Origin of the sequence: Aequorivita viscosa (genome assembly GCF_900106795.1) — a bacterium.
GTDB lineage: Bacteria > Bacteroidota > Bacteroidia > Flavobacteriales > Flavobacteriaceae > Aequorivita > Aequorivita viscosa.
Genome location: NZ_FNNS01000028.1, coordinates 15,110 through 40,332, shown reverse-complemented (window position 1 = coordinate 40,332; position 25,223 = coordinate 15,110). Strand labels below are relative to the sequence as shown.

At 35.7% G+C, this 25,223-nt stretch carries 28 protein-coding genes and 1 other RNA gene; 12 read left to right on the top strand and 17 right to left on the bottom strand.

Annotated features, from left to right (window positions below):
* The 4 genes from BLW28_RS13805 to ffs all read right to left on the bottom strand — a co-directional run.
* The coding region (locus tag BLW28_RS13805; protein WP_177165881.1) for a transposase at positions 1 to 245 on the bottom strand (245 nt) is incomplete at its 3' end.
* Positions 246 to 476: 231 nt separating this feature from the next.
* Positions 477 to 1,250, bottom strand: coding sequence for a nucleoside triphosphate pyrophosphohydrolase (gene mazG / locus BLW28_RS13800; protein WP_073221384.1), 774 nt, complete (start codon positions 1,248 to 1,250; stop codon positions 477 to 479).
* A gap of 30 nt (positions 1,251 to 1,280) precedes the next feature.
* Positions 1,281 to 2,087, bottom strand: coding sequence for an SDR family oxidoreductase (locus BLW28_RS13795; RefSeq protein ID WP_073221382.1), 807 nt, complete (start codon positions 2,085 to 2,087; stop codon positions 1,281 to 1,283).
* 161 nt (positions 2,088 to 2,248) lie between these two features.
* Positions 2,249 to 2,347, bottom strand: an RNA gene (ffs, locus tag BLW28_RS13790) — signal recognition particle sRNA small type.
* A gap of 90 nt (positions 2,348 to 2,437) precedes the next feature.
* Here ffs and BLW28_RS13785 point away from each other — a divergent pair.
* Both BLW28_RS13785 and BLW28_RS13780 read left to right on the top strand, forming a co-directional pair.
* Positions 2,438 to 3,487 carry a glutaminyl-peptide cyclotransferase gene (locus BLW28_RS13785; protein WP_073221391.1) on the top strand — a complete coding sequence of 350 codons (1,050 nt, stop codon included), beginning with the start codon at positions 2,438 to 2,440 and terminating at the stop codon, positions 3,485 to 3,487.
* Between the two features lie 179 nt (positions 3,488 to 3,666).
* Positions 3,667 to 5,184, top strand: coding sequence for a hypothetical protein (locus tag BLW28_RS13780; protein WP_073221379.1), 1,518 nt, complete (start codon positions 3,667 to 3,669; stop codon positions 5,182 to 5,184).
* 67 nt (positions 5,185 to 5,251) lie between these two features.
* On the opposite strand, the gene BLW28_RS13775 is transcribed toward BLW28_RS13780, so the two are convergent.
* The gene (locus tag BLW28_RS13775; RefSeq protein ID WP_073221373.1) at positions 5,252 to 6,091 is read right to left on the bottom strand and encodes a 1,4-dihydroxy-2-naphthoyl-CoA synthase; all 840 of its coding nucleotides are present in this window, start codon (positions 6,089 to 6,091) and stop codon (positions 5,252 to 5,254) included.
* Positions 6,092 to 6,314: 223 nt separating this feature from the next.
* Here BLW28_RS13775 and BLW28_RS13770 point away from each other — a divergent pair, with 223 nt between their 5' ends.
* Positions 6,315 to 6,728, top strand: coding sequence for a hypothetical protein (locus BLW28_RS13770; RefSeq protein ID WP_073221370.1), 414 nt, complete (start codon positions 6,315 to 6,317; stop codon positions 6,726 to 6,728).
* A gap of 28 nt (positions 6,729 to 6,756) precedes the next feature.
* On the opposite strand, the gene BLW28_RS13765 is transcribed toward BLW28_RS13770, so the two are convergent.
* From BLW28_RS13765 to BLW28_RS13745, 5 genes are all read right to left on the bottom strand, one after another.
* Positions 6,757 to 7,587 carry a CvfB family protein gene (locus BLW28_RS13765; protein WP_073221368.1) on the bottom strand — a complete coding sequence of 277 codons (831 nt, stop codon included), beginning with the start codon at positions 7,585 to 7,587 and terminating at the stop codon, positions 6,757 to 6,759.
* 127 nt (positions 7,588 to 7,714) lie between these two features.
* Entirely contained in the window at positions 7,715 to 9,379 is a 1,665-nt protein-coding gene (gene menD, locus BLW28_RS13760; protein WP_073221365.1) for a 2-succinyl-5-enolpyruvyl-6-hydroxy-3-cyclohexene-1-carboxylic-acid synthase, read from the bottom strand.
* Positions 9,380 to 9,410: 31 nt separating this feature from the next.
* Positions 9,411 to 10,475, bottom strand: coding sequence for an isochorismate synthase (locus tag BLW28_RS13755; protein WP_073221362.1), 1,065 nt, complete (start codon positions 10,473 to 10,475; stop codon positions 9,411 to 9,413).
* Positions 10,475 to 10,894 carry a PaaI family thioesterase gene (locus BLW28_RS13750; protein WP_073221359.1) on the bottom strand — a complete coding sequence of 140 codons (420 nt, stop codon included), beginning with the start codon at positions 10,892 to 10,894 and terminating at the stop codon, positions 10,475 to 10,477. The genes BLW28_RS13755 and BLW28_RS13750 overlap by 1 nt, the downstream gene beginning before the upstream one ends.
* 104 nt (positions 10,895 to 10,998) lie before the next feature.
* Positions 10,999 to 11,655: a spermidine synthase gene (locus BLW28_RS13745; RefSeq protein WP_073221356.1), complete on the bottom strand. Its 657-nt coding sequence runs from the start codon at positions 11,653 to 11,655 to the stop codon at positions 10,999 to 11,001.
* A 90-nt stretch (positions 11,656 to 11,745) separates the two neighbouring features.
* Between BLW28_RS13745 and BLW28_RS13740 the strand changes: the two genes are divergently transcribed.
* Complete coding sequence (locus BLW28_RS13740) at positions 11,746 to 12,393, top strand: alpha/beta hydrolase (RefSeq protein ID WP_073221352.1); 648 nt, start codon at positions 11,746 to 11,748, stop codon at positions 12,391 to 12,393.
* Positions 12,394 to 12,491: 98 nt separating this feature from the next.
* Here BLW28_RS13740 and BLW28_RS13735 read toward each other — a convergent pair whose 3' ends face one another.
* A complete protein-coding gene (locus BLW28_RS13735) occupies positions 12,492 to 13,106 on the bottom strand; it encodes a YqaA family protein (protein ID WP_073221347.1) in 615 nt (204 codons plus the stop codon).
* A gap of 486 nt (positions 13,107 to 13,592) precedes the next feature.
* Between BLW28_RS13735 and BLW28_RS16090 the strand changes: the two genes are divergently transcribed.
* Entirely contained in the window at positions 13,593 to 13,724 is a 132-nt protein-coding gene (locus BLW28_RS16090; RefSeq protein ID WP_262481124.1) for a hypothetical protein, read from the top strand.
* Positions 13,725 to 13,776: 52 nt separating this feature from the next.
* On the opposite strand, the gene BLW28_RS13730 is transcribed toward BLW28_RS16090, so the two are convergent.
* The 4 genes from BLW28_RS13730 to BLW28_RS13715 all read right to left on the bottom strand — a co-directional run bounded on the left by BLW28_RS13730 (position 13,777) and on the right by BLW28_RS13715 (position 15,663).
* Positions 13,777 to 14,073, bottom strand: coding sequence for a DUF1456 family protein (locus tag BLW28_RS13730; protein WP_073221344.1), 297 nt, complete (start codon positions 14,071 to 14,073; stop codon positions 13,777 to 13,779).
* 150 nt (positions 14,074 to 14,223) lie between these two features.
* Positions 14,224 to 14,688, bottom strand: a complete 465-nt coding sequence (locus tag BLW28_RS13725; protein ID WP_073221339.1) for a universal stress protein — start codon at positions 14,686 to 14,688, stop codon at positions 14,224 to 14,226.
* A 20-nt stretch (positions 14,689 to 14,708) separates the two neighbouring features.
* On the bottom strand, positions 14,709 to 15,362 hold the full coding sequence (locus BLW28_RS13720) for a hypothetical protein (protein WP_073221335.1): 654 nt from the start codon (positions 15,360 to 15,362) through the stop codon (positions 14,709 to 14,711).
* Between the two features lie 82 nt (positions 15,363 to 15,444).
* Positions 15,445 to 15,663 carry a hypothetical protein gene (locus BLW28_RS13715; protein ID WP_073221331.1) on the bottom strand — a complete coding sequence of 73 codons (219 nt, stop codon included), beginning with the start codon at positions 15,661 to 15,663 and terminating at the stop codon, positions 15,445 to 15,447.
* 129 nt (positions 15,664 to 15,792) lie between these two features.
* Here BLW28_RS13715 and BLW28_RS13710 point away from each other — a divergent pair, with 129 nt between their 5' ends.
* The 6 genes from BLW28_RS13710 (at position 15,793) to BLW28_RS13690 (ending at position 21,525) form a co-directional block, all read left to right on the top strand.
* Positions 15,793 to 16,659 (top strand): sigma-70 family RNA polymerase sigma factor, encoded by an 867-nt coding sequence (locus BLW28_RS13710; RefSeq protein ID WP_073221327.1) that lies wholly within the window; start codon positions 15,793 to 15,795, stop codon positions 16,657 to 16,659.
* 100 nt (positions 16,660 to 16,759) lie between these two features.
* Positions 16,760 to 18,580, top strand: coding sequence for an SLC13 family permease (locus tag BLW28_RS13705; RefSeq protein WP_073221322.1), 1,821 nt, complete (start codon positions 16,760 to 16,762; stop codon positions 18,578 to 18,580).
* 12 nt (positions 18,581 to 18,592) lie between these two features.
* Positions 18,593 to 19,519, top strand: coding sequence for a mechanosensitive ion channel family protein (locus tag BLW28_RS13700; RefSeq protein ID WP_073221317.1), 927 nt, complete (start codon positions 18,593 to 18,595; stop codon positions 19,517 to 19,519).
* A gap of 34 nt (positions 19,520 to 19,553) precedes the next feature.
* Positions 19,554 to 19,682 carry a hypothetical protein gene (locus BLW28_RS16085; protein ID WP_262481123.1) on the top strand — a complete coding sequence of 43 codons (129 nt, stop codon included), beginning with the start codon at positions 19,554 to 19,556 and terminating at the stop codon, positions 19,680 to 19,682.
* Positions 19,683 to 20,034: 352 nt separating this feature from the next.
* The gene (locus BLW28_RS13695) at positions 20,035 to 20,880 is read left to right on the top strand and encodes an OmpA/MotB family protein (protein ID WP_073221312.1); all 846 of its coding nucleotides are present in this window, start codon (positions 20,035 to 20,037) and stop codon (positions 20,878 to 20,880) included.
* Between the two features lie 285 nt (positions 20,881 to 21,165).
* On the top strand, positions 21,166 to 21,525 hold the full coding sequence (locus tag BLW28_RS13690; protein ID WP_073221307.1) for a hypothetical protein: 360 nt from the start codon (positions 21,166 to 21,168) through the stop codon (positions 21,523 to 21,525).
* A gap of 21 nt (positions 21,526 to 21,546) precedes the next feature.
* Here the strand turns inward: BLW28_RS13690 and BLW28_RS13685 are convergent, their stop codons facing one another.
* On the bottom strand, positions 21,547 to 22,272 hold the full coding sequence (locus tag BLW28_RS13685; protein ID WP_073221301.1) for an SDR family oxidoreductase: 726 nt from the start codon (positions 22,270 to 22,272) through the stop codon (positions 21,547 to 21,549).
* Positions 22,273 to 22,342: 70 nt separating this feature from the next.
* Here BLW28_RS13685 and BLW28_RS13680 point away from each other — a divergent pair, with 70 nt between their 5' ends.
* Entirely contained in the window at positions 22,343 to 22,957 is a 615-nt protein-coding gene (locus BLW28_RS13680) for a M15 family metallopeptidase (RefSeq protein ID WP_073221295.1), read from the top strand.
* Between the two features lie 115 nt (positions 22,958 to 23,072).
* On the opposite strand, the gene dnaK is transcribed toward BLW28_RS13680, so the two are convergent.
* Complete coding sequence (gene dnaK, locus BLW28_RS13675) at positions 23,073 to 24,986, bottom strand: molecular chaperone DnaK (RefSeq protein ID WP_073221292.1); 1,914 nt, start codon at positions 24,984 to 24,986, stop codon at positions 23,073 to 23,075.
* Between the last annotated feature and the right edge of the window lie 237 nt (positions 24,987 to 25,223).

Below are 25,223 nucleotides of genomic sequence, written 5' to 3'. Positions count from 1 at the left end.
CTATCCCTGGGGACGGCAATCTCGGATTCACCAAAGGAAGTTTTTATTTTCTTCTTGGTGTGACCGTTGCGCACATTAGCGTCAGTAGACTTTTGGTACTTGTCGTAATCAAGGTGGCTATCGAGCTCACCTTCGAGCATCTTTTCGATACCACGTTTCTGGATCTGCTTCAAAAAGCCCGTGAGCTCTTCGTGGGTTTTGAACTGCTTCAGAAAATCATCTGAAATTAAATCATCTTTCTTCATAATGTGTAAAAATTTAAAATTAGTTAAAAAAATAGCGGGGGCCGGCCCCCGCTATTTTTTTAACTAACACACTTTATGAGATAGTCCCTTATAATCTAGGATAATAGATTTTGGAGGGTGTAACAATAATTTAAATACTGTTCACCCTCTTTTTAAATTTATGACATACGATTTTAGATTTTTAGAAGTACAGCTTTAGTTTAAATATTGCAAACTCCCACTGAAAACTGATTACTGACCTTTCGCTTCATTCCAAAACACATCCATTTCGGCAAGTGTCATATCTTTTAATGATTTGTTCAGCTCTTTGGCCTTTTCTTCTAAATATTGAAATCGGTTTATAAACTTCTTATTTGTACGTTCCAAAGCATTTTCGGGATTTACTCCTAAAAAACGGGCATAATTAATCATTGAAAACAACACATCCCCAAATTCGGCTTCAATTTTATCTTTATTGTCTTCCAAAATTTCGTGTTGCAACTCTCCTAACTCCTCTTGCAATTTCTCAAAAACTTGATGCGGTTCTTCCCAGTCAAAACCTACCCCTGCAACTTTCTCTTGGATACGACTGGCTTTTACAACAGCGGGTAGTGACCTTGGAACTCCTTCCAAAACACTCGTCTTGCCCTCTTTAAGCTTTAGATTCTCCCAATTTCGCTTCACTTCGGCCTCATCTGTAACTTTAACATCGCCATAAATATGCGGATGGCGTGAGATTAGTTTATCACAAATAGTATTGCAAACATCAGCAATATCAAAATCATTAGTTTCACTTCCTATTTTCGAATAAAAAACAATATGTAAAAGCACATCGCCCAATTCCTTTTTAACCTCTTCCAAATCGTTATCTAGAATGGCATCTCCCAACTCGTAAGTTTCCTCAATTGTTAAATGACGAAGCGATTCCATGGTTTGCTTCTTGTCCCACGGGCATTGCTCTCGAAGCTCATCCATAATAGTCAATAAACGGTCAAATGCTTTGAGTTGGTCTTTTCTGGAATTCATAAAACGTTGTTTTTAAATAATTAGGATATACTATTTCAACTTATAATGATTCAGTAGTAGATTTTCGTAAACTTTATCGGGTAAAATCCGCTTTAATACAATCGAAAACTTTTGCATTGGAGCTCCTACCTTATAGTGTATTTTCGGATTTTTAGTCTCGATTATTTGATGCACAACTTTCGCCATTTTTAAAGGATCTTCGCCGCTTTCCACGTGTTCATCCATTAATTTAAGGGTATTACTGTATGCCTTTTTATAAGGAGAATCGTCTAAAACAGGCGCGTGATATCGACCGGCAGCAATATTGGTAGCAAAATCGCCAGGTGCCACATTGGTCATTTGTATCCCAAATTGAAGTGTTTCCATTCGCATAGCTTCAATAGTAATTTCTAAAGCTGCTTTGGTCGCCGAGTAAATCCCACGATATGGCAACCCCATATACCCTGCAATGGAAGTGATGTTAAGAATGTGTCCACCGCCCTGCTTCCGCATTTGTGGCAACACAGCCTTAATTACATTTATAGGACCAAATAAATTGGTGTTAAATGCGTTTTCAATTTCGGTTGATGGAGTTTCTTCAATTGGACCTGTAATGCCAACACCGGCGTTATTTATAAGAACATCAATCCTTTCGGTTTTAAAAATTACTTCCGAAATGGCTGCTTGGATTGAATCATTATCATTTACATCCATCTTTACTAAGGGAAATTTTGAATCTTTAATCCGCTGTGGGTTTCTGCTCGTTCCAAAAACACGATAATTCTTGTTAGCTAGGTATTCGCCAATGGCTTTACCAATTCCAGACGAAGCCCCTGTAATGAATATCACTTTCGACATAAAATGCTGTTGAAACGCAAAGGTGCGTTTATGTGTTCAGTTTTGCAAATAGAATGTAAAAAGAGTGTTGAGAAAAAAGTTATTATTCTCTTGAGATAAATTAAGTACTTGAGGTTTTGAAAAACTAAAACTTTCTAGAGCCGAAAGTTAAAAGAATAAAAAAGTGGCAAGCTACCTACATCACACCGCTACGACCATCTACCTTTGCTGCGTTCCCGCCCTGGAGGATTCAACAGGAGCTGGTTGTGTAGGACTTGCCACGGCGCAAAGATATACTTTTTTTAGATGTTTTTCAAAGGCTTTTAGATTACAATTTTAATAAATACCTTGCAGAAAAAATTTTAGGTTCCATGAGAGTTTATAATTCACTAATTGCGACATGCTTAACTGTGCTTTTAAGTAGTTGCGGAAATAATTTGGAGGGCGAAAAAGATGTTTTTTTACTCAAAATTAACAATTCGCAAAAAACATATACCTCCAAAGATGTTCTTTCCGTTTCTTTGAGCAATACCAAAAACATCGAAACAGATTCAGTTATTTACTATTTAAATAAGGATAAAATAGATGCTTCAGAAAATAAAATTTCGCTTTCGGGCCAAAAACTAGGGAATAGAACCCTAAAAGCGGAAATATATAGCAAAGGGAATAAGTATATCGCTTCAAAAAACATCACTATTTTATCTTCAATTAAACCAAAACTCTATACCTATAAAGTACTAGAAACTTTTCCGCACGATATTCAAGGCTTTACTCAGGGTCTGGAATTTGCAAACGACACACTTTACGAAAGTACTGGCCAATATAGACAATCTTCCCTGCGGAAAACAGATTACAAAACTGGAGAAGTTCTACAAAAAGTCACTTTGGCAAATGAATACTTTGGCGAAGGACTTACTATATTGAATAATAAAATTTACCAACTTACCTGGCGAGAGAAAACTGGGTTTATCTACAACCTTAAAACCATGGAGCAAACCGGAACCTTTGTTTATAATGAAAGTAAGGAAGGTTGGGGGCTTTGTAACGACGGTAAAAAAATCTATAAAAGCGATGGTACCGAGAGAATCTGGACACTAAACCCAAACACACTTGCCGAAGAAGATTATATCGAAATCTTCACAAATACGAGTAAAATAAATAGTGTAAATGAATTGGAATGGGTTGAAGGTAAAATATATGCCAATGTGTACCAACAAGGGTCTATTGCGATTATTGATCCTACAAATGGCGCTGTAGAAGGGGTTATTGATTTAACAGACTTAAAGAGCAAGGTAACCCAACATCCAAGATTAGATGTGTTAAACGGAATTGCATATAAAGCAGAACCAAACATTCTGTATATCACAGGAAAGAACTGGGACAAACTTTTTAAAATTGAAATCATCGAAAAAGGTAAGTAACATAGTACGCCAATTGTTAATCATAATTGGCAATGCTTACCTAAGCTAAATGAAAATCTAAATCTAGATTCGAAATAACGGAATATTCCTCTGTTCACAATAATTAGCGGGATTAAAAGTTATATTTTTACCAAACTAATTCACTTAGATTTCCATTGGAAAAACAAATAAATTAACAAATGAAATATTTATACGGCGTAGCAATTTTGTGTTGTTTTATATTGTGGAGCTCCTGCCGCAACGATTTTGAAACAGTAGCCAGCAGCGGAAATCTAGAATTTTCAAAGGACACAGTATATTTGGACACAATTTTTACAAATATTGGTTCAAGCACCTATAAACTCAAAGTATACAATAACAGCAAAGACGATATCCACATTCCTAGCCTTAAATTGGGGCAAGGAGAATCTTCGCATTATAGATTGAATGTAGACGGAATGCCCGGCAAAGTATTTCAAGATGTTCAAGTTTTGGCCAAGGATAGCATTTTCATATTTGTTGAAACCACTTTTGACATTAACAATCCGCCAAACACTTCTGATGAATTTCTATATACCGATCAAATTCTTTTTGACACAGGTGCAAACGAACAGAAGGTAGAACTTGTTACCTTGGTAAAGGACGCTGTTTTTTTATACCCTGAAAAATATGCTGATGGAACTATAGAAACATTAACGCTGGGTTCGGGTGAAGATGCTATCGAAATTCCTGGGTTTTTCCTCGATGATGACGAATTGACTTTTACCAATGAAAAGCCCTATGTTATTTATGGGTTCGCCGCAGTTAGATCTGATAAAACCCTAAATGTTGAAGCTGGAGCTCGCGTGCATTTTCACGCCAACAGTGGAATATTGGTTGCGGGATCTATGAAAGTTATGGGTACCCCAAGTCTAGATCGGGAAGCAATGGAAAATGAAGTGATTTTTCAAGGCGATAGATTAGAACCTTCATTCGCAAACACCCCAGGACAATGGGGCTATATCCGACTAACAAGTGGCAGTACGGGTAACGAATTTAATCATACAACTATCAAAAATGCTATAGTGGGCATAATTGTAGAAGACAGTCCTGCAATATTAAGAAATGTTCAACTTTACAATAATTCGAATATTGGATTAATGGCTGTAACAGGACACGTTTATGGCGAAAACGTTGTTATTAATAATAGCGGCCAGTCGTCATTAGCGATACAATTAGGTGGTAGTTACGAATTTAATCATTGTACTTTTGCTAATTATTGGACAAATGGATTCAGGAACTTTTCGGCAGTAACTGTTGAAAACACTTTGGAGGTTGGTGAAACTTTGTTTATTGCAGACCTTATAAAAGCTGATTTCACAAATTGTATTATTTACGGAAATGACCGTATCGAACTTTCACTTGGCAGAAGTTTAGAAGCGGCGTTTAATTTCAGTTTTAAAAATAGTTTAATTCGTTTTGAAGATCCTCGTGGCGAATTTTCAGAAAATCCATTATATGATTTTTCAGATGCATCCTTGTTTTCTGAAATAGTTTTTAACGTCAATCCAACTTTTCAAAATACCAATCAAAACAATTTTAATATTGAAAAAGGAAATTCAGGTGCCGAAGATATTGGCTTAAGTGGAGTTCAACCATTAATTGACCTCAACGGGGTTAACAGAGCGACACCGCCTGATGCGGGTGCGTATGAAAGTTCAGTCTTTCCAGAAGAATAAATGCTGATTAGCTTAAAAGTAAAAAACTCATTGAACTTTTTAATACAGTTCAATGAGTTTTTAATTTTTACGGCAACCATTTCTTTTCAAAATTAGGTTTGCGTTTTTCCAGAAAAGCGTCCCGACCTTCTTTTGCCTCCTCTGTCATATAGGCAAGTCGAGTGGCTTCACCTGCGAAAACTTGTTGACCAACCATTCCGTCATCGGTGAGATTCATCGCAAATTTCAACATTTTGATTGAAGTAGGTGATTTTGCAAGGATTTCTTGAGCCCATTCGTATGCAGTATCTTCAAGTTCATCGTGCGGGATAACTGCGTTTACCATTCCCATCTCGAAAGCTTCTTGTGCAGAATAATTTCTTCCGAGGAAAAATATTTCCCGTGCTTTTTTCTGTCCTACCATTTTGGCTAGATAGGCACTACCATAACCACCATCGAAGCTCGTTACATCTGCATCGGTTTGTTTAAAGATTGCGTGCTCTTTACTCGCCAGGGTTAAGTCGCAAACCACGTGTAAACTGTGCCCCCCTCCTACAGCCCATCCTGGAACCACACAAATTACTGCTTTGGGCATAAAACGAATTAATCTTTGTACGTCTAAAATGTTCAATCTGTGGTAACCATCTTCGCCAACGTATCCTTGCTCTCCTCTCGCTTTTTGGTCGCCTCCACTACAGAAACTGTAAACTCCATCTTTTGACGAAGGCCCTTCAGCAGAAAGTAAAACCACTCCAATAGAAGTGTCTTCTTGTGCATCGTGAAACGCATCGAGCAATTCGGCAGTTGTTTTCGGTCTAAATGCATTGCGAACATCAGGTCGGTTAAAGGCAATTCGAGCCACACCATTCGATTTTTTATAGGTAATATCAGAATATTCCTTGGCTATTTTCCAGTTGGGAGTAGACATAAGTTTTAATTTTTGTTTTCAAAGATAATAATTCCGTCTGAGTGGCATAGATTACTAACTGACTTCCTTCGCAATTAAAAAAGGAAAGTCATTGCTTTAACTTTTTTCATTTTTCAGAACATTTCCAATCAATTCTTAATGTATAATAATTAGCTCAAAATTTGATATATTTGTCTTTATGAAAAGATTGTTGCTTTTTCTTTTATTTTTACCATTTATCTCAATGGCACAATTAGATTTTGAATCTAATAAAGCCAAGTTGGATATGGTTTATCTTCCGGAGATTGAAAGTTTGATGGACACACCGTTTGCGAGAAAAGGGAGCTTTATGAATAAATACGCTAATAAACTTCCGTCTTTTAAATTGAGTAAGGAAAATTTCAGAAAGCCGGTAAGTATGTCTGAAGCTATGGCAGCAGCTGAAAATTATGTTGAATCTGGTATTAAAGTATCACTAGACGCAAAGAGTTTTGGCATTTACGGCGGAAACAGCAGCTATAGCGCTGATGGCTCTACCAAAGTTAAAAACATAGCTTTTAAAGAGGCTACTCGCGGTTTTCTTTATGCCGATTCCTGTCCTCCTAATGGCATTTGTCCACGATGTGCGCCCTACAGAATGGGGAATAGTTATTACTAGACTTAAACGAAGTTAATTTTATAATAACTTATTTCAATTCTATTCCATCTTCCTTGATTACTATCTGCTTGTCCTTATAAAGTGTTCCGATAGCTTTCTTGAAACTCTTTTTACTCATCCCCAATTGATTCTTAATAGTATCTGGATCCGATTTATCGTGAAGCGGAAGAAAACCTCCTGCAGCTTCTAACTCTTCTCTAATGAAATTTGCGTTGGGCTCAATACTTCTATATCCTGGCCGTTGTAGTACCAAATCTATTTTATTGTCTTCACGAATGTTTTTAACGTATGCTTTAATCTTGTCACCGCTTCGGATGTCTTCAAATATATCTTCAAGGTAAATTAAACCTTTATGAATTCCATTTATAATAGCGTTAGCGCCTTTTTCAGTTATGTGTGTTACCAAAATTTCAACTTCTTCATAAGCTTCAACGGTTAAGTTTTCATTTTGAAGAAAACGATTTGTTTTACTGGACCCAACTAAACGGTTTGTCTTTTCATCTAAATAGAGATAAACAATATACCAACTGCCTTGTTTCATTGGGCGTGCTTGTTCCTTGAACGGAACAAAAAGTTGTTTTTCCAATCCCCAATCCATAAATGCACCATATTCAGTAACAGCACTGCAATGCAAATACCCAAAAGTATTAAGCTGTAAAAAAGGGTCTAAAGTAGTGGCGATAGGACGCTCCTCATTATCTAAGTAGACAAAAACCGTTAGTTCATCGTCTATTTCATATTCCTCTGGTTTGTATTTATGCGGTAATAAAACCACATTGTCTTCTTCATCTCCTAAATATAATCCTGGTTCGGTTTCCCGGAGGATTGTTAGCGTATTGTATTCACCTAATTTTATCATAGTTGCAAAGGTAAAGCATATTCGAGTAAAATCATATTGGTTCAATATTAAACCGAAATAATAGATTTATACTGGGACGCTTGGTTTTTAAAATATAGACCAGAAACATTTTAATCCCCGAAAGTTCCTAGGAAATAAATTTAAAGTAATTAATTAAAACAGCATCGTTAACGGTTGAAGGCGTAAATATTTCTAACAAAGCCGGGCCGTTACTTTGGTTGAAAAACGCAGCAATTTTTTTTTGTAAACCTTCACCTTCATTGATTGCTGAGTAGTTAAAACCATACATTTCTGAAAGCTGTTTTGCGCTAAGGTTGTGTTTGGTTTCGAAATATGTATCAAAAAGCGAAGTGTCTTTTTCTCCAGGAAGAATTCTGAAAATACCACCTCCTCCGTTATTAATGACAATTATTTTAAAGCAATTCGGAATATACTTATTCCAAAGCGCATTGCTGTCATAAAAGAAACTAAGGTCGCCCGTTAAAAAAACAGTAGGCAATTTTGAAGCAAAGGCAGCTCCAACCGCTGTACTTGTACTTCCGTCAATGCCACTGGTTCCGCGGTTACAAAACACTTCAATCGTTTTCGGAATATCAAAAAGTTGCGCATACCGAATGGTTGCGCTGTTGCTTAATTGCAATTGAATATTTTGAGGAAGTTCTTTTATTAATGTGCAAAAAACCATAAAATCTGAATATGGAATTTGAGTTTCATAAAGTTGATGGCGTAGCAGACGATGACTTTTAACCTGAAGCCAATGGTTTCTATAATCAGACTTTACTGCTGTTGTTTTTGGAAGAAATTCAGAGAAGAAATTATTAATAGTCGATTTAAAATGGTGTTCGAGCACAAAAAAAGTGTCGTATGCTTTTTTAGGATCTACGTGCCAATGGGTCTTTGGTGGAAAGTTTCGGACAAAAGCTTTTATTTTTTTGGAAACAATCATTCCCCCGAAAGTGAGTAACACTTCAGGCTGCAATAATTTAAAATCCTCATCTGTTAGCGGGGCAATCAATTGGTCTATTGCAGCAATAAAATTCGGATGGTTCAGGTTTGAAGTAGTTTCAGTTAAAACCAAAACACTTTCATCTTTTGCGAGTTGTTCAACAAATCGCGATTCCAAACTGTTGGGCTGCAAAACGCCAACTAGTATCATTTTCCTTTTACTTCTGTTCCATACATCTTCAAAATGAGATAAATCTTCGTTTAAGATATTGTCAGACAGTCTTGGCAAAACGTTTTGTGGGGCTACTAAGCGTTCTTCAGTAGTTATATATAGCGGTTCGGAAAATGGAATATTGATATGAACTGGTCCGTTGAGCTCAAAAGCAGTGTTTAAAGCGATATTAATTTCGGTTTCATTAAACAACTGATGCTCAGATCCCTCCTTACAATTGGCGCTATAAAGAATGTGATTTTCAAATACATTTTCTTGTCGAATGGTCTGTCCATCGCCAATATCGATAAATTTTGCAGGTCTATCTGCCGAAAGTATTACCAACGGAATGTCGCTGTAAAAAGCTTCGGCTATGGCGGGATAGTAGTTGAGCAAAGCCGAACCAGAAGTGCAAACAACAGCTACAGGTTTTTTTAATTGTTGCGCCATACCCATTGCAAAAAATGCAGCACTGCGCTCATCGATAATACTAAAACACTTGAATTCGGAATGTTCTCCAAAACCGATGGTTAACGGAGCGTTTCGAGATCCAGGGGAAATAACGATATGTTTAATACCCTTATCTAAGCATAATTGCACAAGGGTTTGCGATAGTATTTTTGTGGAGAATTTCATGGGTGGCAAAGGTACGAAGTCGCTTACAACTTTAAAGCATTGGGTGCAATACTTGTAGCATAGTTTGCATTTTATTTTGAGTTTCTATCCACTCCTCTTCTGGAACTGAATCTGCAGTAATTCCACCACCGACATATATAGATGCTTTCCCGTTTTCAATTTTCATACATCTCAAGTTAACCATTAACGTAGCGGAAGTGCCACCATCAGCAATAGGGCCAATAAAGCCTGTGTAATATTCCCTTGCATAGCCTTCGTTTTTAATAATAAAATCTCTAGCAAAATTCCGTGGCGTGCCACAGACAGCTGGGGTTGGATGTAACGCCTGAGCAACTTTAGAGAGCGAACCATGCTCCTTTTCTATTTTTCCTGATATATCTGTGCAGAGGTGTAAAAGTGAACCTGCGCGGTGACTACGCACTTCAGAAACCTGTACGTCTTCTATAATTCCTTGTAAATTTCCGAGGATTGCTACGGTTACAAAATGCTGCTCTTCCAATTCTTTTTTACGCCAAACAATTTCTCCAGATGAGTAAGGCTGTGTTCCAGCCAAGGCCATAGTCTTAAATTCGCTTTTTTTAATATCGACAAGAGTTTCAGGCGTGGCTCCACACCAAATTCCAGTTTTTGGATGATACCAAATATACCTGAAAGCAGTTGGATAAGCGGAGAAAAGCCTTTCTACTAAACTTTCTATTGAAAAATTGGACAGCGGAAATTCCTTCTTTCGTGAAACGACAATTTTTAAGGCTTCACCTTTTCTAATAATGTCAATTGTTTGCTTTACAAATTCCTGATAACTGTTTTTAGCCTCTTCGAATTCTGACACGGTTACTGATTTTGTATTTATTTCCGAAGGTTTTAAACGAGTTTCCAAACGTTCCGATTCCTCTTCGGCAATAAGATAACTTTGTAATCGGCTGTCAAAGGGTGCTAAAACAAAACCATTTTTACTCAACGAGGCGTCGCAATACAAAGTTTCGTTGTTTTGGCAATAACAGGTTATGGTTTCACTGTTTTCTGAAGAAAAAACTACAAAAGGCAGTTTATGTTCGTACTGTTGAGAAATTCTTTCAACTAGGTTTTTAAAATCCATTATTTGCGTTTAGGTAAGGTAATGGTGGTAAGTTTTACTAAGGAAACTAGTTCGTCAGCTTCGTTAGTGATTCGGATTTGCCAAAGTTGGGTAGTTCGACCCTTGTGCAGTATACTGGCGTGGGCATAAACATACCCATCGCGCACACTTTTTACGTGGTTTGCAGAAATTTCCAAACCTCGGATTACAACTTCATTGGAGTTAAAAAAAATAAACGCGCCTGCACTACCAACACTTTCCGCCAAAGCTACCGAAGCCCCACCGTGAAGTACGCCATCGGGTTGGTGGATTCTTGAAGTAACGGGCATGCGCGCCACTAAAAAATCTTCACCAACATCGGTAAACACTATTTCTAGGGTTTCCATTAGGGTATTCTTGCACATAGTATTACAGGCGGTAAGGATTTCTGTCTTGGTCATTTTTTAAATTATTGAGTTTGCTTTTGTAAAAATACGAATTGAAGTTTAGATAGAGAGATGAACAATGAGTTCAAAACACAATAAAAATATAATCAACGAAACCTTTATAAAATTGTTTTCGGCAACTTCTCCCCTACTATAAGCGTACTTGAATTTTCAACTTTCTCAAATTTTTGAAAGTTAAAATCGAGTTTAAACGCTTCTATAATTTTATCGAGTTTAGCGACTTCGGTGTTGTTAAACCCAGCATTAAAAATTACATAACCTCCCGTTTTGACTATTGTCGTAATGGATTTCCAAAAACCAATAGAATAACAAGCTTCCTGAACATCTTTATCTATAAACAAATCTATAATTACAATTTCAAATTCGTTGTTAGTTTGATTTACATACAAAAAAGCATCGCCTAAAATAATCTCTAGTGAATCGTCACTAATTATATTAAATTCATTTTCAGCTACGGCAATCATAACTTCGTCATACTCAATTGCTGTAATTTCACCTTCGAATATAAAATCTTCTCGAAGGGTTTGCACAACACTTCCGGCTCCTAGGCCTAAAATAAGTATATTGGAGGCACTTGAAACATTCGTTTTTGAAAGCCCGAATTTGAGAATACGTTGCAACGAACCGTATGAATAATTGGCATTTTTTGTATCGACGACTTTTTTTCCGTTAATCCAAGTTACCTCGAGTGTACCATTTACAGCAGATTCAATACGTTTTGTAGTTGGCCATATATAACTTAAAAACCTTTTCATTTAAAACCAATGTTGTATTAGGTAATTTGTCTTGTTGTTCTTCCTTCTATTCGTTTACTTTTGTAAAAATACAAAATAGAATTCCACAAAATGAGTATTGAAAAACAAGTATCTTATACAACATCCAATAGCTATTCTACGCTTAACAGTTTAACAAAAAAAACTAAAAACGTATGGATAGCCTTCCACGGTTTAGGCTATTTGAGTAAATATTTTATCGATTATTTTTCTGAACTCGATCCAGAAGAAAATTACATTATTGCTCTTCAAGCCCCTTCTAAATATTATCAAGATAGGAAGTTTAAACATGTAGGTGCCTCTTGGTTAACACGTGAAAATACAGCTATAGAAACCGAAAACGTACTAAATTATGTAGATGCGGTTTTTAAAGAAGAAATTTCTGGAGATTTACCTAACCTAATTGTAATGGGATACTCACAAGGTGTATCAATTGCCGCGAGATGGGTTGCAAAGCGAAAAATACAATGTGACACACTGTTGTTGCATTCAGGAGGAATTCCAAATGAATTGGAACCTAAGGATTTTGAGTTTTTAAATCCAACAGCAAAAGTTATTTACCTATACGGAAATAAAGATGAATATATTACAGAAGCACGTAAAACCGAAGAACAATTAAAAGGTTCAGAACTTTTTAAAAATCGTTTAAGCATCGAGGTTTTTGATGGAATTCATGAAGTTAACCGTGATTACCTCTTAGAAATATCTAAGCATGTATAATAAATTGTAATCACGTAAACCAACAAGATTTAGCGCGCATTTATTAGAACACTAAATCGATTTGCAAACACCTTAATAGCTAAAACAAAGTAAAGAATTTACACTAAATTGAAAATTGCAAGTGCATACAAATAGAAGCGCACAAACCGAAGTAAACCAAACATCAAATAGTTTGTAAATTTATATTGAATCATTCCAGCTGCCATACTCGTCATTGAGTAAGGAATTGGCAACAACGCTCCAACGACAATCAAGAAACCGCCCCATTTTCGGATATGTTTCAAGTGTTTTTTCATGCTTCCTTCTAAGTAGGCATACACTTTTGGAATGGTAAATATCCACCTTCCAATAAAATAAGAAATTATTCCACCTATGTAGGACAGTAATGCTAATAGACTAAGATATAAAATTGGTTGAGGCATTTTGTGGCTCCACGCAATAAAAATTTCTGGAGGAACAAGCCCCAATAAAGATTCCGAAGCAAGAAAAACTATTAAAATATTTAATGGAGCATAGTTTTCGGTAACATAAGTGAAAAAAGCTCCAAAATCTATAACGTAAGCATTCAGTAAAATCAAAACACCTACAACTGCCAAAATTGGAATAATTGATTTTTTTAGGCTTTGCCCAACAAAAGAATAAAACCCTGTATACTTATAATATAAGTGGGTGCGCTTTAGCTTATTTGTTTCAGATTTACGAACGGTATTCATTCAATGTAAAAAATTTATACTTACAATATTATTGATGCAAATATACGGCGAAGTGTTAAATAACACAACGATAATATTGTACAGACGGTTAAACCTACGTTAAACATTTCCAGCAACATACAATTTTGATCAAAAAAGCCTTAGACTGTTAATGTTTTCTTAAAACACTACTTTGCTTTGCATAGTACTGTAACAAAAACGTCCATTCCTCGTCTCTTAGATATAACCAAAAAATAAATCAAAAAATGAGAACATTAGACAGTAACCAAGTAACAGAAAGTTTAAAGACATCCAAAACCTATTATTGGAATAAAAAAAGAAGATTTAGATAAATTGAAACCAATTAATTAACCATAAAACCAATCAAAATGAGATTATTAGACACAGATAACAATAAGCGTAGGCCCAAAAACTCAAATTCATTAATTTGGAATAAAAAAAGGCGTTGTAAATAACGCCCACAAAAATCTTTTTAAAAGAGTTAATATGAATTCAATACGAAAAATACAAATACGAATTAAATCAGAATCGCTTAGAATGTGTACCTTACGGCCAGTCGCTAGAAACCGACACCTCTTTAAAGACCCTACATTTACAAAATACGTTCAGAAATATTAAACGAACTTGTAATGCCGATATTACGATTAAAGCTATGTGGAATTTAGAAAATTTAACCTCTTTGTTTAGAATTAAATTTCGGCTTGTTGGATTCTGTTTTTTTGGGCTCTACTTTCTTTTTTGGAGGCATAGGTCCGCGCAAATGAATAACCAAACCATTTAAGAAATTACGAAGAAACTGATCTCCGCATTCCATGTATTTTTCATGACTCTCATGCCTGAAAATTGCTCCCAACTCACTTTTAGTAACTGCAAAATCGACTAGAGAACATATTTTTACAATGTCCTCATCGCGTAGTTTATGAGCAACACGCAGTTTTTTCATGATATCATTATTGGTAAGCGCCATAGTAACTATAATTTCCAGCGAAGATATTGATTTTAGGACTTACAGCTAAAAGATGTTTGTACTAATTTTAGCACATATCCACTTTGTCCCAGATAATTTTAAAAAATCGCAGGCATCACAATTTATTAAAGTAAGGCTATAACGTAACTATCACTCTCCTACTGGCACCATATATACAGGGACTTTAGTGCGTTCTAAAACACTAGAAGCCACCGTGCCTAAAAATATTTTTTCTAAAGTGCTATGGCTGTGCGTTCCCATTACGATTAAATGGGCTCCCCAGCTTTCAGCGTATTTTAAAACCTCTTTAGCTGTATCGCCTTCGGCAAGATGGGTAGTTATAATTACTTCATTTGAATCGCCAAAATGTTTCTTGGCTTTATCGAGATAATCAATAGCCACTTTTTTAAATTCTTCTTGAATATTATAATTCATAGGAAAAGCATACCCTTCATAACCCATAAAAGGTTCAAATTGCATTCCGTAGTAACGCACGTCTGAAAGTACGTGGAACAAACAAATTTCCGCACCCATCAACTTCGCCAATTCATATCCTTTTTCAACTACTTTTTCTGAGTTGGGGTTATAATCTAAAGCTATCAGTATTTTTTTCATAATTAATCAATTTTTAAAAACTAAGGTTTCACTACGATAGCAGTGGCTTTATTTCCTGTTAATAGGTTCCATTCATAACTAGCAAGAATATTACCCACTTCATCTAAAATTTGAAGTTGTGCGGTATTTGGCCCAGAAGTACCTTGATTTAACGCCTGAAAATCAATTTTATTAAATCCATCTTTTAGCGTAAGATTGAAACCTCTAAAGGTTCCATCCAGCATTACATTTGAAATTTCCATTTCGCCATTTACAAATACCCGAACTCGATCTCCATCAACATATTCGTGGTCTCGATACTGAATAGTAACATATTTTGAATTCGTTTTTATATCGCCCAAGTACATATCTTTTCCATACTCTGGCTTTTCTTCTTTGTCTTTCGTAAAGTATTTAGGAGCTTTATTAGTACCTGTATATTCTATCAACCCATCCCCTTTTTGCATATCGATTTGTTTCTCTTTTTCAATTCCTAAATCTGAATTAATTGGAGTGTTCGGATTCCTATTATTTATAAGAGAAGGAGCTTTAGAAGGAGTTTCAAAACCGGTTGAAGTTCCTATATTGGCGTTAGGAGAATTAAATTGAACGGAATTACTACTAGGCAAGTCCACTTGTGAAATCAGCGTACTTGAAAACGATAAGGTTAGTACAAAAATGAAATTTTTAAACATATCAAAAAATTTTCAAGGTTGATAACAATAATTGAACCAAAAATAACGTAATTCGTCCAATATTTATTTAATAAATACGTTACTACTGCTGGGATTTATCTTTTCTTTTTTTGTTACGCCATAGTATTACCAATACAACGACCAATAAAGGAAGAATAATTAGAATAATTATGTTCGCAGGATCTGTAAAATCTACGGGAGTATTATCTTGTGGATTAGGTACATCTCTTGGAATTTGAGAGTACACACCCAACCCCATAAAAGAAATAATAGACGCTAAAATATATTTTATATGTTTCATTTATTTTTTTATTCCAATGTAGTGAAAAAATAAATGATACTCAAACTTTAACAAATAGTGTTAACAATTTGGAAATGACAGGATAATGTGGTATTATGCCGTGTTATTCAAATTAAACCCTTATATACTATGAGACAACTTAAAATCACTAAGCAGGTAACCAACCGCGAAACCAAATCCTTGAACAGCTATTTGCAGGATGTTAGCAAGATAGATCTTATTACAGCTGAGGAAGAGGTTGAGTTAGCCCAGCGAATTAGAGAGGGCGATCAAGCGGCCTTGGACAAGCTGAGCCGAGCCAACCTGCGATTCGTGATTTCCGTGGCCAAACAATACCAAAACCAAGGCTTAAGCCTTCCGGATTTAATAAATGAAGGAAATGTTGGTTTGGTTAAAGCTGCAAAAAGGTTCGATGAAACGCGAGGCTTTAAATTTATTTCGTACGCTGTTTGGTGGATTCGTCAAGCCATATTGCAAGCTATTGCTGAGCAATCTCGTGTGGTGCGATTACCATTGAATAAAATTGGCGACATTAATAAAATCAAGAAAGCATCTATACATTTAGAACAAAAATTTGAAAGAATTCCTACGGCTGCCGAAATTGCAAAAGAGTTAGACTTTAGTGAATCTAAAGTAAAGAGCTCTTTGAAAAACTCTACGCGTAGTCTTTCGATGGATGCACCTTTTCAAGAAGGAGAAAACGATAATAACCTATATGATGTACTAAGCTATGGCGAAAGCCCAAACCCAGATAAAAATTTGATGCACGAATCATTGCGTATTGAAATTAACCGGGCGCTAGACACGTTAGCACCTCGTGAGGCCGATGTTGTGAAATTAAACTTTGGCCTATGTGGACAACCTCCAATGACACTTCAAGAAATTGGCGATACTTTCGATTTAAGCCGTGAGCGTGTACGTCAAATCCGCGAAAAAGCTATTCGCAGATTGCGTCAAACTTCGAAAAGTCATATCTTAAAAAAGTATTTGGGTTAGAATTTTATAATAAAAATTATTGGCTTTCAGTAATTTTATGAAATTCTTAGGGAACGAGTATTATTTCTACAGTTATCTTTAGCGAGACTAACATCTCCAAATGACAACAGAAATAATACTCGTTTTTTCTATTTTATTACTTACGATAGTTTTATTTGCGTTCGAAGTATTTTCTGTAGATAAAATTGCCTTTCTTATTATAGCTTCACTCTCTATTACAGGGCTCATTACGCCAGAACAAGCTATTTCAGGATTTTCAAATTCAGCAACAATCACAGTACTTTCGTTAATGATTATTGCATTAGCACTTGAGGACAATGGCGTCATTGCGTCGATGGCTCGCTTTCTCAAAAACCTACATGTGCTACCGCTATTTTTACTTTTACCAGTATTTATGTTTATTACCGGTGGTATTTCAGCTTTTATTAACACAACAGCAGTTGTAATTGTTTTTATAAAAATTATTTCAGAACTCGCCAAACGGTTCAATCTATCACAATCTAAGCTCTTAATGCCAATTTCATTCGCTGGAATTCTTGGAGGCAGCTGTACTTTAATGGGAACTTCTACAAACCTAATCGTGAATTCCGTCGCTCAAGATTTAGGAGCTGAGCAATTCAGTTTTTTTGAATTTTCGTTCTTTGGATTAATTTTTCTTATCGTTGGTATTTTAGTCGTAACCTTTGCTTCACGATGGTTGCCAAAAGATTCTGAAGAAAACCTTGAAGAAGCTTACGAACTTGATAAGTTTATTACCGTTGTTTTTATTAATAAAGACTCAGAGCTTATTGACAAAAAAATAGAAGACACATTTTTCTTTAGTACGCCAGAAATTTCAATTTTAAAACTCATCAGAAAGGGGCAAACCATAAACGACCCTGGAAAGTACATTACGCTAAACGAAAAAGACAGGCTTTTAGTAATGTGTGATGTAGAAATGCTTGCCAAACTTAATACCGACAAGGGAATTACAGTTCATAAGGATCAAGAGGTTGCCGAAAAAAGTGTAGAAGAGAAAGTCCAAAATACGTCTAAAAAGAAACTTGAAGATTTTGGTTTTGTAGAGCTCCTTATATTACCCGGTTCCATTTTAATTGGTAAAACCTTAAAGCAACTTCGTAAACAACGATTTCAAGGTGCCTTGCCCATTGCTATTAAAAAAAGAAGAAATATTAGAAATACACACCAACGCCTCATTCGGAAGGATATTAAAGAAATCTCCCTAAAACCTGGGGATCGTTTATTGGTTGAAATTCCTAAAGATGATGTAAGCAAACTCCATCAAATGGAAAATGTTGCTATTCTTCAAGAACATAAAACTAAAATTTACCAAAACTCAACTAAAAAACAAATTTCATTTGCTATATTACTGCTAGTTGTTGCCTTGGCAGCAAGTGGAGTATTACCCATTCTTGTTAGCGCTATAACAGGTGTAGCGCTTTTACTCCTCACGCGTTGTCTTGAACTCAATGATGTATACCATCGTATAAATTGGCAAGTAATTTTCCTACTTGCCGGAATGATTCCTTTAGGTATTGCAATGAGTAATACCGGGGCAGATAAGTGGATTTCAGAACGATTGTTGGAGCTATTAAGTGGTCAATCTAACCTAATAATTATCGGCCTAATCTTTTTAATTACAATGTTAATGAGCAGTGTGGTTAGCAATAATGCAACAGCCATTATTATGACACCAATAGCAATTGCCGTAGCCATTGGTTTAAACCTGTCGATGAAACCATTTATTTTGGCTGTTCTGTTTGGAGCTAATTTCAGTTTTTTTACACCAATGGGCTATCAAACCAATACATTAATATACGGAATGGGTTTTTATAAATTCAAACATTTTTTTATAATTGGAGGCGTCTTGTCCTTAATTCTTTGGATTTTAGGCACATTTATGCTTGCAACTATGTTTTAAAACAATATTACTATGAACGAAGAAACATTTTCAATTAAAGACTCCATTTCAGGATTATGGAACAAACTAGACGGATGGATGGATGCCATATTTTTGAAGTTGCCAAATTTTGTAGTAGCCATTATAGTAATGGTTATTTTCTACTTTATTGCCAAAGGCCTAAAAAAGTTAGCACATAATGTGTTATTCAGGAAAGTTAGTGACGAATCAATAAAGCAAGTACTGTCAAAATTAATTTATGCCGTAGTACTGCTTATTGGATTTTTTATAGCTCTCGGCATCCTTCAATTAGACAAGGTACTCACCTCTATTTTGGCAGGTGCTGGTGTAATGGGGCTGGCTATAGGATTTGCACTTCAAGGAACATTAAGCAATACAGTATCTGGTTTTATGCTGTCTTTTCAACCAAAAGTACGGATTGGCGATTATATTGATGCACAGGGAAACACAGGGTATGTGGAAGAAATAGATTTAAGAAATGTTACCCTTCGGCAGCCAGATAATGATTACGTTATAATTCCGAACAAAACTTTTGTAGAAAACCCATTTGTAAATTACTCCTGGACAGAGCGATGTAGAGTTTCTGTTAGTTGCGGCGTTGGTTATGAAGACGATTTGCAAGAAGTAGAAGATTTAGTAGTGAAAATTATTGCTGAGAATTTCGAGCAAAGAGAGAATGAAGAAGTTGAATTTTACTTTACTGAATTTGGAGATAGTTCAATCAATTTCATAACCCGATTTTGGATTACGGGTCAAAAGCCTAAACCAAAATTTGAAGCCAAACACAAAGCAATAAAACTTATAAAGAAACATTTCGACGAGAGAGGAGTCAACATCCCATTCCCTATCAGAACCTTAGATTTTGCAAAAAACAAGTTGCAAATGGCACCTCAAAAAAAATCTGAGAATAATAATGAATCGGCTGATTACACAGATTAATTATAAAAATATATTCATCTAAAAAAATCATCTTATGAAAAAGTTACTTAGAGCCCTACTCGCCGGATGGGGCGCAAAGAAAATAGGCGGAGGCAAATGTGGATGTATTGGAACAATCATTGTATTTATTATCCTATATTGGCTGTTAGGTTTTGTGTTTTAAGGTATTTAGCCACTCTTAAAACAATACAATGAAAGTTGTCTAACAAAAATACAGTTGTAACCACTTGTTGCAGGTTATTATGTATTAGAATAAACTGCACCTATTTCTTCACTTGAGGGATAAACTCTTTGTTTAAGCTCTGTATCAACTCCTGCCTAAATCGATCATTATTAATGATTAAATATTATATCGAAAGCGTTATTCTCCCTAATCTCAAACACACACAACTCTTTCAATTGCAGCACTTTCCTAGCGCATACAATTCAATTTAACAAAACAATAGCCATCCATTAACTAATATTTGGTACGACCCACTATTAAGTTTGTCAATAAACCATAAAAAACTATTATTATGAAAAAAGTATTTGTCCTAAGCATGGTGGCTGGATCTTTGATCTTTACATCTTGCGTTTCAAAAAAGAAGTATGTGGAAATGGAGAATCAATATAATGAAACCCGTTCCACTTTGGTTAAAACCCAGTTGGAAAAAGAAGAAATCGAGGCTAAATACGCACGAATTGAAGAGCGTGTTTCTAGCTATAATGCAAAAATCCAATCACTCTCAGACTCAAACAATGAAAGGCTTCAACAAATAGATGGAGTGGTTATTTCAGAAAATGATAAGCAAAAAATGAAAAAAGCTTTGGCTAATGTAGATGCAAAAGAGCTACAAAAAGCCAAAACACTTCAGGATTCTATGAACCTCATCATTTCATATAACCTTAAAAAGAATTTAGACAGCAATTTAATTGCAGCTGGCGAAGAAGATGATATAAATATCGACATAAATGAAACGGTAGTAATGATTACCATTTCGGACAAGTTATTATTTAGCTCTGGAAGTGCTAGAGTAAATCCGAAAGCTAACAATCTTTTAAAGCGTCTAGCCGACGTAATTAATAGCGAACCTGCTCTTGAGGTAATGGTAGAAGGTCACACAGATAGCCAAACTGTAAAACCAGGCGCTTACGTAAAAGACAATTGGGAATTAAGTGTACAACGTTCTACTGGCGTTATTCGAAAATTACAGAATGATTACGGAGTAGACCCAGCTAAACTAATTGCAGCGGGAAGAAGTAGCTACCACCCGCTTACCGAAAATGATACCAAAGAAGGACGTGCAAAAAACAGAAGAACTCGTATTGTAATCCTTCCAAATTTAGATAAATTCTTGGCTTTACTATCTGCCAATGAATAATTGCAGAAAACGATATTTCTGAAAAGCGATCTATTTTAGGTCGCTTTTTTTTGGATTTATACCGGAATCATTCTTCCTATAAATGTATCATAAGTAAGATTTTTAGTTACAACCGAAATAAACAGCTATTATTTAATGAAAATGAGGTAAACGTCTATCAACTTAATTTTAAGGCAATTTAATAGTCACTGAAACCCAATATTATTTCTGAACCAACATTTTTTTCAAGAAATTAAATCTTATTTAAAAATAGCTTATCTTAGAAATCTTAACAAAGTAGCTATTATGGGTAAAAAACATGTTTCCGATTTTTGCGAACTTAACCTTTACGACACCTATGCCATTGTATGTGTATTTGAAGGTCAACATTTAGATCTAATGAAAAATAATTGGATCCGAGATAAGTATAAAGAACACTTTGGCAATAAAGAATTTGTCGTAGTTGCAGATCGTCGATTTCATCACACTATAGATTTAAACATCTATAAAGATGGTAAAATGAAGACAAAAAAAGGTATGGCTATTGTATCGACTATGGAAGAAGAAAAAGAAAGAGCCTTAGTAGAACAAAAGCTCTTTCCTCACAGTTTTGCTTTTTTTAACAGCCTAGAAGATGCCAAGTCTTGGGCAAAGCATTTTTTCTAACCACTGTTTTATTAAAAAAACTTATTTAGTAGGTGGGCTCGTTGGACGCACTTCTATTTTGCTAGGTAATATCCTTGGATTCATTTTTAATAAATCTACAACCAATTTTCCGATGTCTTCAATTTGGATTTTCCAAGAATCTCCATCTTTTGGTTGGTTTCCGTTAAAATAAGTTGAAACCGAACCTGGCATAATGGTACTAACTTTTATTCCATAGTCCCGTAAATCGAGCATAGCAGCTTGAGAGAATCCGGTAAGTCCAAATTTGCTAGCGTTATAAGCGCTTCCACCTTTAAAGAAGTTAGTTCCTGCCAAACTAGAAATTGTAATAAAGTACCCTTTATTTTCTTTTAATTGGTTTAAACTGGCTTTTAATGTATAAAAAGGTCCCGATAAATTAGTATCAATCGTTTCCTGCCATTCTTTTATAGTAATATCTTCTACATTTCCAAAATGACCAAGACCGGCATTAGCTATTACAAAATCAACTTTTCCAAATTCATCAACCACTTTATTTAGTGCTTTTTCTTGACTTTCATAGTTTCGCACATCAGCCTCTAAGCCTATCGCTTTAATGTTTTTGTAACCTTTTTCATTTAGTTTATTAGCAGCTTCTTTAGCAGTGGCCAACGTTCGCCCAGTTATAGCAACGTTTATTCCTTCTTGCATCAAAGCTTCTGCAATTCCATATCCAATTCCTTTAGTACCTCCAGTAATAAGAGCTATTTTTGATTTTAATTCATTCATAATATTTCGTTTTCACCAAAGTTAACCAATGTTAATTTTAATGTTCCTAAATTCTACCTAAATTTAGCCTATGAAGACAACTACTTTTTTGCTTTTTATCGTCTTGTTTTTTGGACTTTCTTCGGGAAAGAAACAACAAAGCGATTTGGTGAACATGCAAGACATTTCGAATGAGTTTACTTATGAAATTCGGTACGCTACCTCAAACAATTTTATAGGGGAAAAACTCTACGATTGTGCAAAATGTCTGTTACAACCCGAAGTTGCCGCTGCTATAGTTGAGGCAAACAAATATTTCATAGAAAATGGATACCGAATTCGGTTTTACGATTGCTACCGTCCATTAGATGTACAGAAAAAAATGTGGAATAAAGTGCCACGCGCTACCTATGTTGGGAATCCGTATGGCAATGGTTCTGTACATAACCGTGGCGCTGCAATAGATATGACCATTGAAACCCTTGAAGGGTGCCACGTTGACATGGGAAGTGATTATGACCACTTTGGAAGGGCAGCACACAGCGATAATTATAATTTATCTGAAGAAATTCTCTCCAACAGAAAATTACTTTTCGAAGGAATGCAAAAATTCGGTTTTTCTCCTATCCGCACAGAATGGTGGCATTTTAGCTATCGTAAAAATAGGGCGTTTAAAATTTTGAATCACCCTTTGCCTTGCGAGTAGTATATACTTTTGAAAGCACTATAAATAATATTGTTTTAAGCAAAAAAAAACCGCAACCCTTTCGAGTTACGGCTTTTTCATTTATTTTAAAACTTACGTCTTTCGGACTTTAGTCTTATTTAACTTCCTCGAAGTCAACATCCTCAACATCACTGTTTTCAGATCCTCCAGTAGAGGCTTGATCGGCTCCTGCACCAGCATCACCAGTTGGGGCGCCTTGAGCATCAGCTTGAGCTTTGTACATTTCTTCTGAAGCAGTTTTCCAAGCTTCATTTATTTTGTCTAAAGCAGGCTGAATTGTTGCTAAATCCTGAGAAGCATGTGCTTTCTTCAACTCTTCTAAAGCTTCTTCTATTGGCTTCTTTTTATCGTCAGATAATTTATCGCCAAATTCTTTCAATTGCTTTTCTGTTTGGAAGATCATCGCGTCAGCTTCATTCAACTTATCAGCTTTTTCCTTAGCATTCTTGTCGCTTTCTGCATTTGCTTCGGCATCAGCTTTCATCTTTTTGATTTCTTCTTCAGTTAGACCGGAAGAAGCTTCAATTCGGATGTCTTGTGTTTTGTTTGTAGCCTTATCAGTCGCACTAACTTTAATGATACCATTGGCATCAATATCAAAAGTTACTTCAATCTGAGGTACACCTCGCTGTGCTGGTGGAATTCCGTCTAAGTGGAAACGACCAATTGTTTTGTTGTCGTTAGCCATTGGACGTTCTCCTTGCAATACGTGAATTTCAACACTTGGCTGATTGTCTGCCGCAGTAGAGAATACCTGACTTTTCTTAGTTGGAATAGTAGTATTAGCTTCAATCAATTTGGTCATTACACCTCCCATTGTTTCAATTCCAAGAGAAAGTGGAGTTACGTCTAGAAGTAATACGTCTTTTACGTCTCCTGTCAATACACCACCCTGAATAGCTGCGCCAATTGCTACTACCTCATCAGGGTTTACACCTTTGTGTGGCTTAATTCCGAAGAATTTTTCAACAGCTTCCTGAACTGCAGGAATACGCGTAGAACCACCTACAAGGATTACCTCATCAATATCACTTTTAGTAAGGCCTGCAGCTTTCATTGCAGTCTCACAAGGCTTCATTGTTCTTTTTACTAAATCGTCTATTAACTGCTCAAACTTTGCACGCGTTAATGTTTTTACCAAGTGCTTTGGTCCGCTAGCTGTAGCTGTAATATAAGGTAAGTTGATTTCAGTTTGTGTAGAAGATGAAAGCTCAATTTTTGCTTTCTCAGCAGCTTCTTTCAAACGTTGTAATGCCATTGGGTCTTTACGAAGGTCGAAGTCTTCTTCAGCTTTAAATTCGTCTGCTAACCACTGAATAATTTTCTGGTCAACATCATCTCCACCTAAGTGAGTATCACCGTCTGTAGATAATACTTCAAAAACGCCATCTCCAAGTTCAAGGATACTAACGTCATGCGTTCCTCCACCAAAGTCAAAAACTACAATTTTTTGGTCTTCTCCTTTTTTATCTAATCCATAAGCAAGAGCTGCAGCTGTTGGTTCGTTGATAATTCTTTCAACTTTCAAACCTGCAATTTCTCCAGCTTCTTTAGTAGCGTGACGCTGACTATCGTTAAAATATGCAGGCACAGTAATAACCGCACGGGTTACTTCCTGACCTAAATAATCTTCAGCGGTTTTCTTCATTTTCTGAAGAATCATTGCACTAAGTTCTTGCGGCGTGTACAAACGGCCATCGATATCAACACGCGCTGTGTCGTTATCACCTTTTACTACTTTATAAGCAGCGTATTCTGATTCATTTTGAGACTCAGAATATTTATTCCCCATAAATCTTTTAATAGAGCTTATGGTTTTTGTTGGGTTTGTTACTGCTTGACGTTTTGCAGGATCTCCCACTTTAATTTCGCCACCTTCCACAAATGCAATTACAGAAGGGGTTGTTCTTTTTCCTTCAGCATTAGGAATAACCGTTGGCTCGCTACCTTCCATTACGGCAACGCAAGAGTTGGTTGTTCCTAAGTCGATTCCGATTATTTTACTCATAACTTTTTGTTTGTTTATAATTTATTGTTGTGTCTAAAAATTTAATTGTCGGTCTGTATAAGTCAAGGATTGTGCCAGTGAAAATAATATGACAAGGTGTCATAGTCTTGAAGCAGAAGAGAAAGACGGATATAGATACGTTTAAGAGAAATTAAAGACTATTAATTCGGAATTTATGATTTAAATCATTCTTAGAAGTTAGCAGAACCTTTACTTTTATACCTTTTACTTATTTAT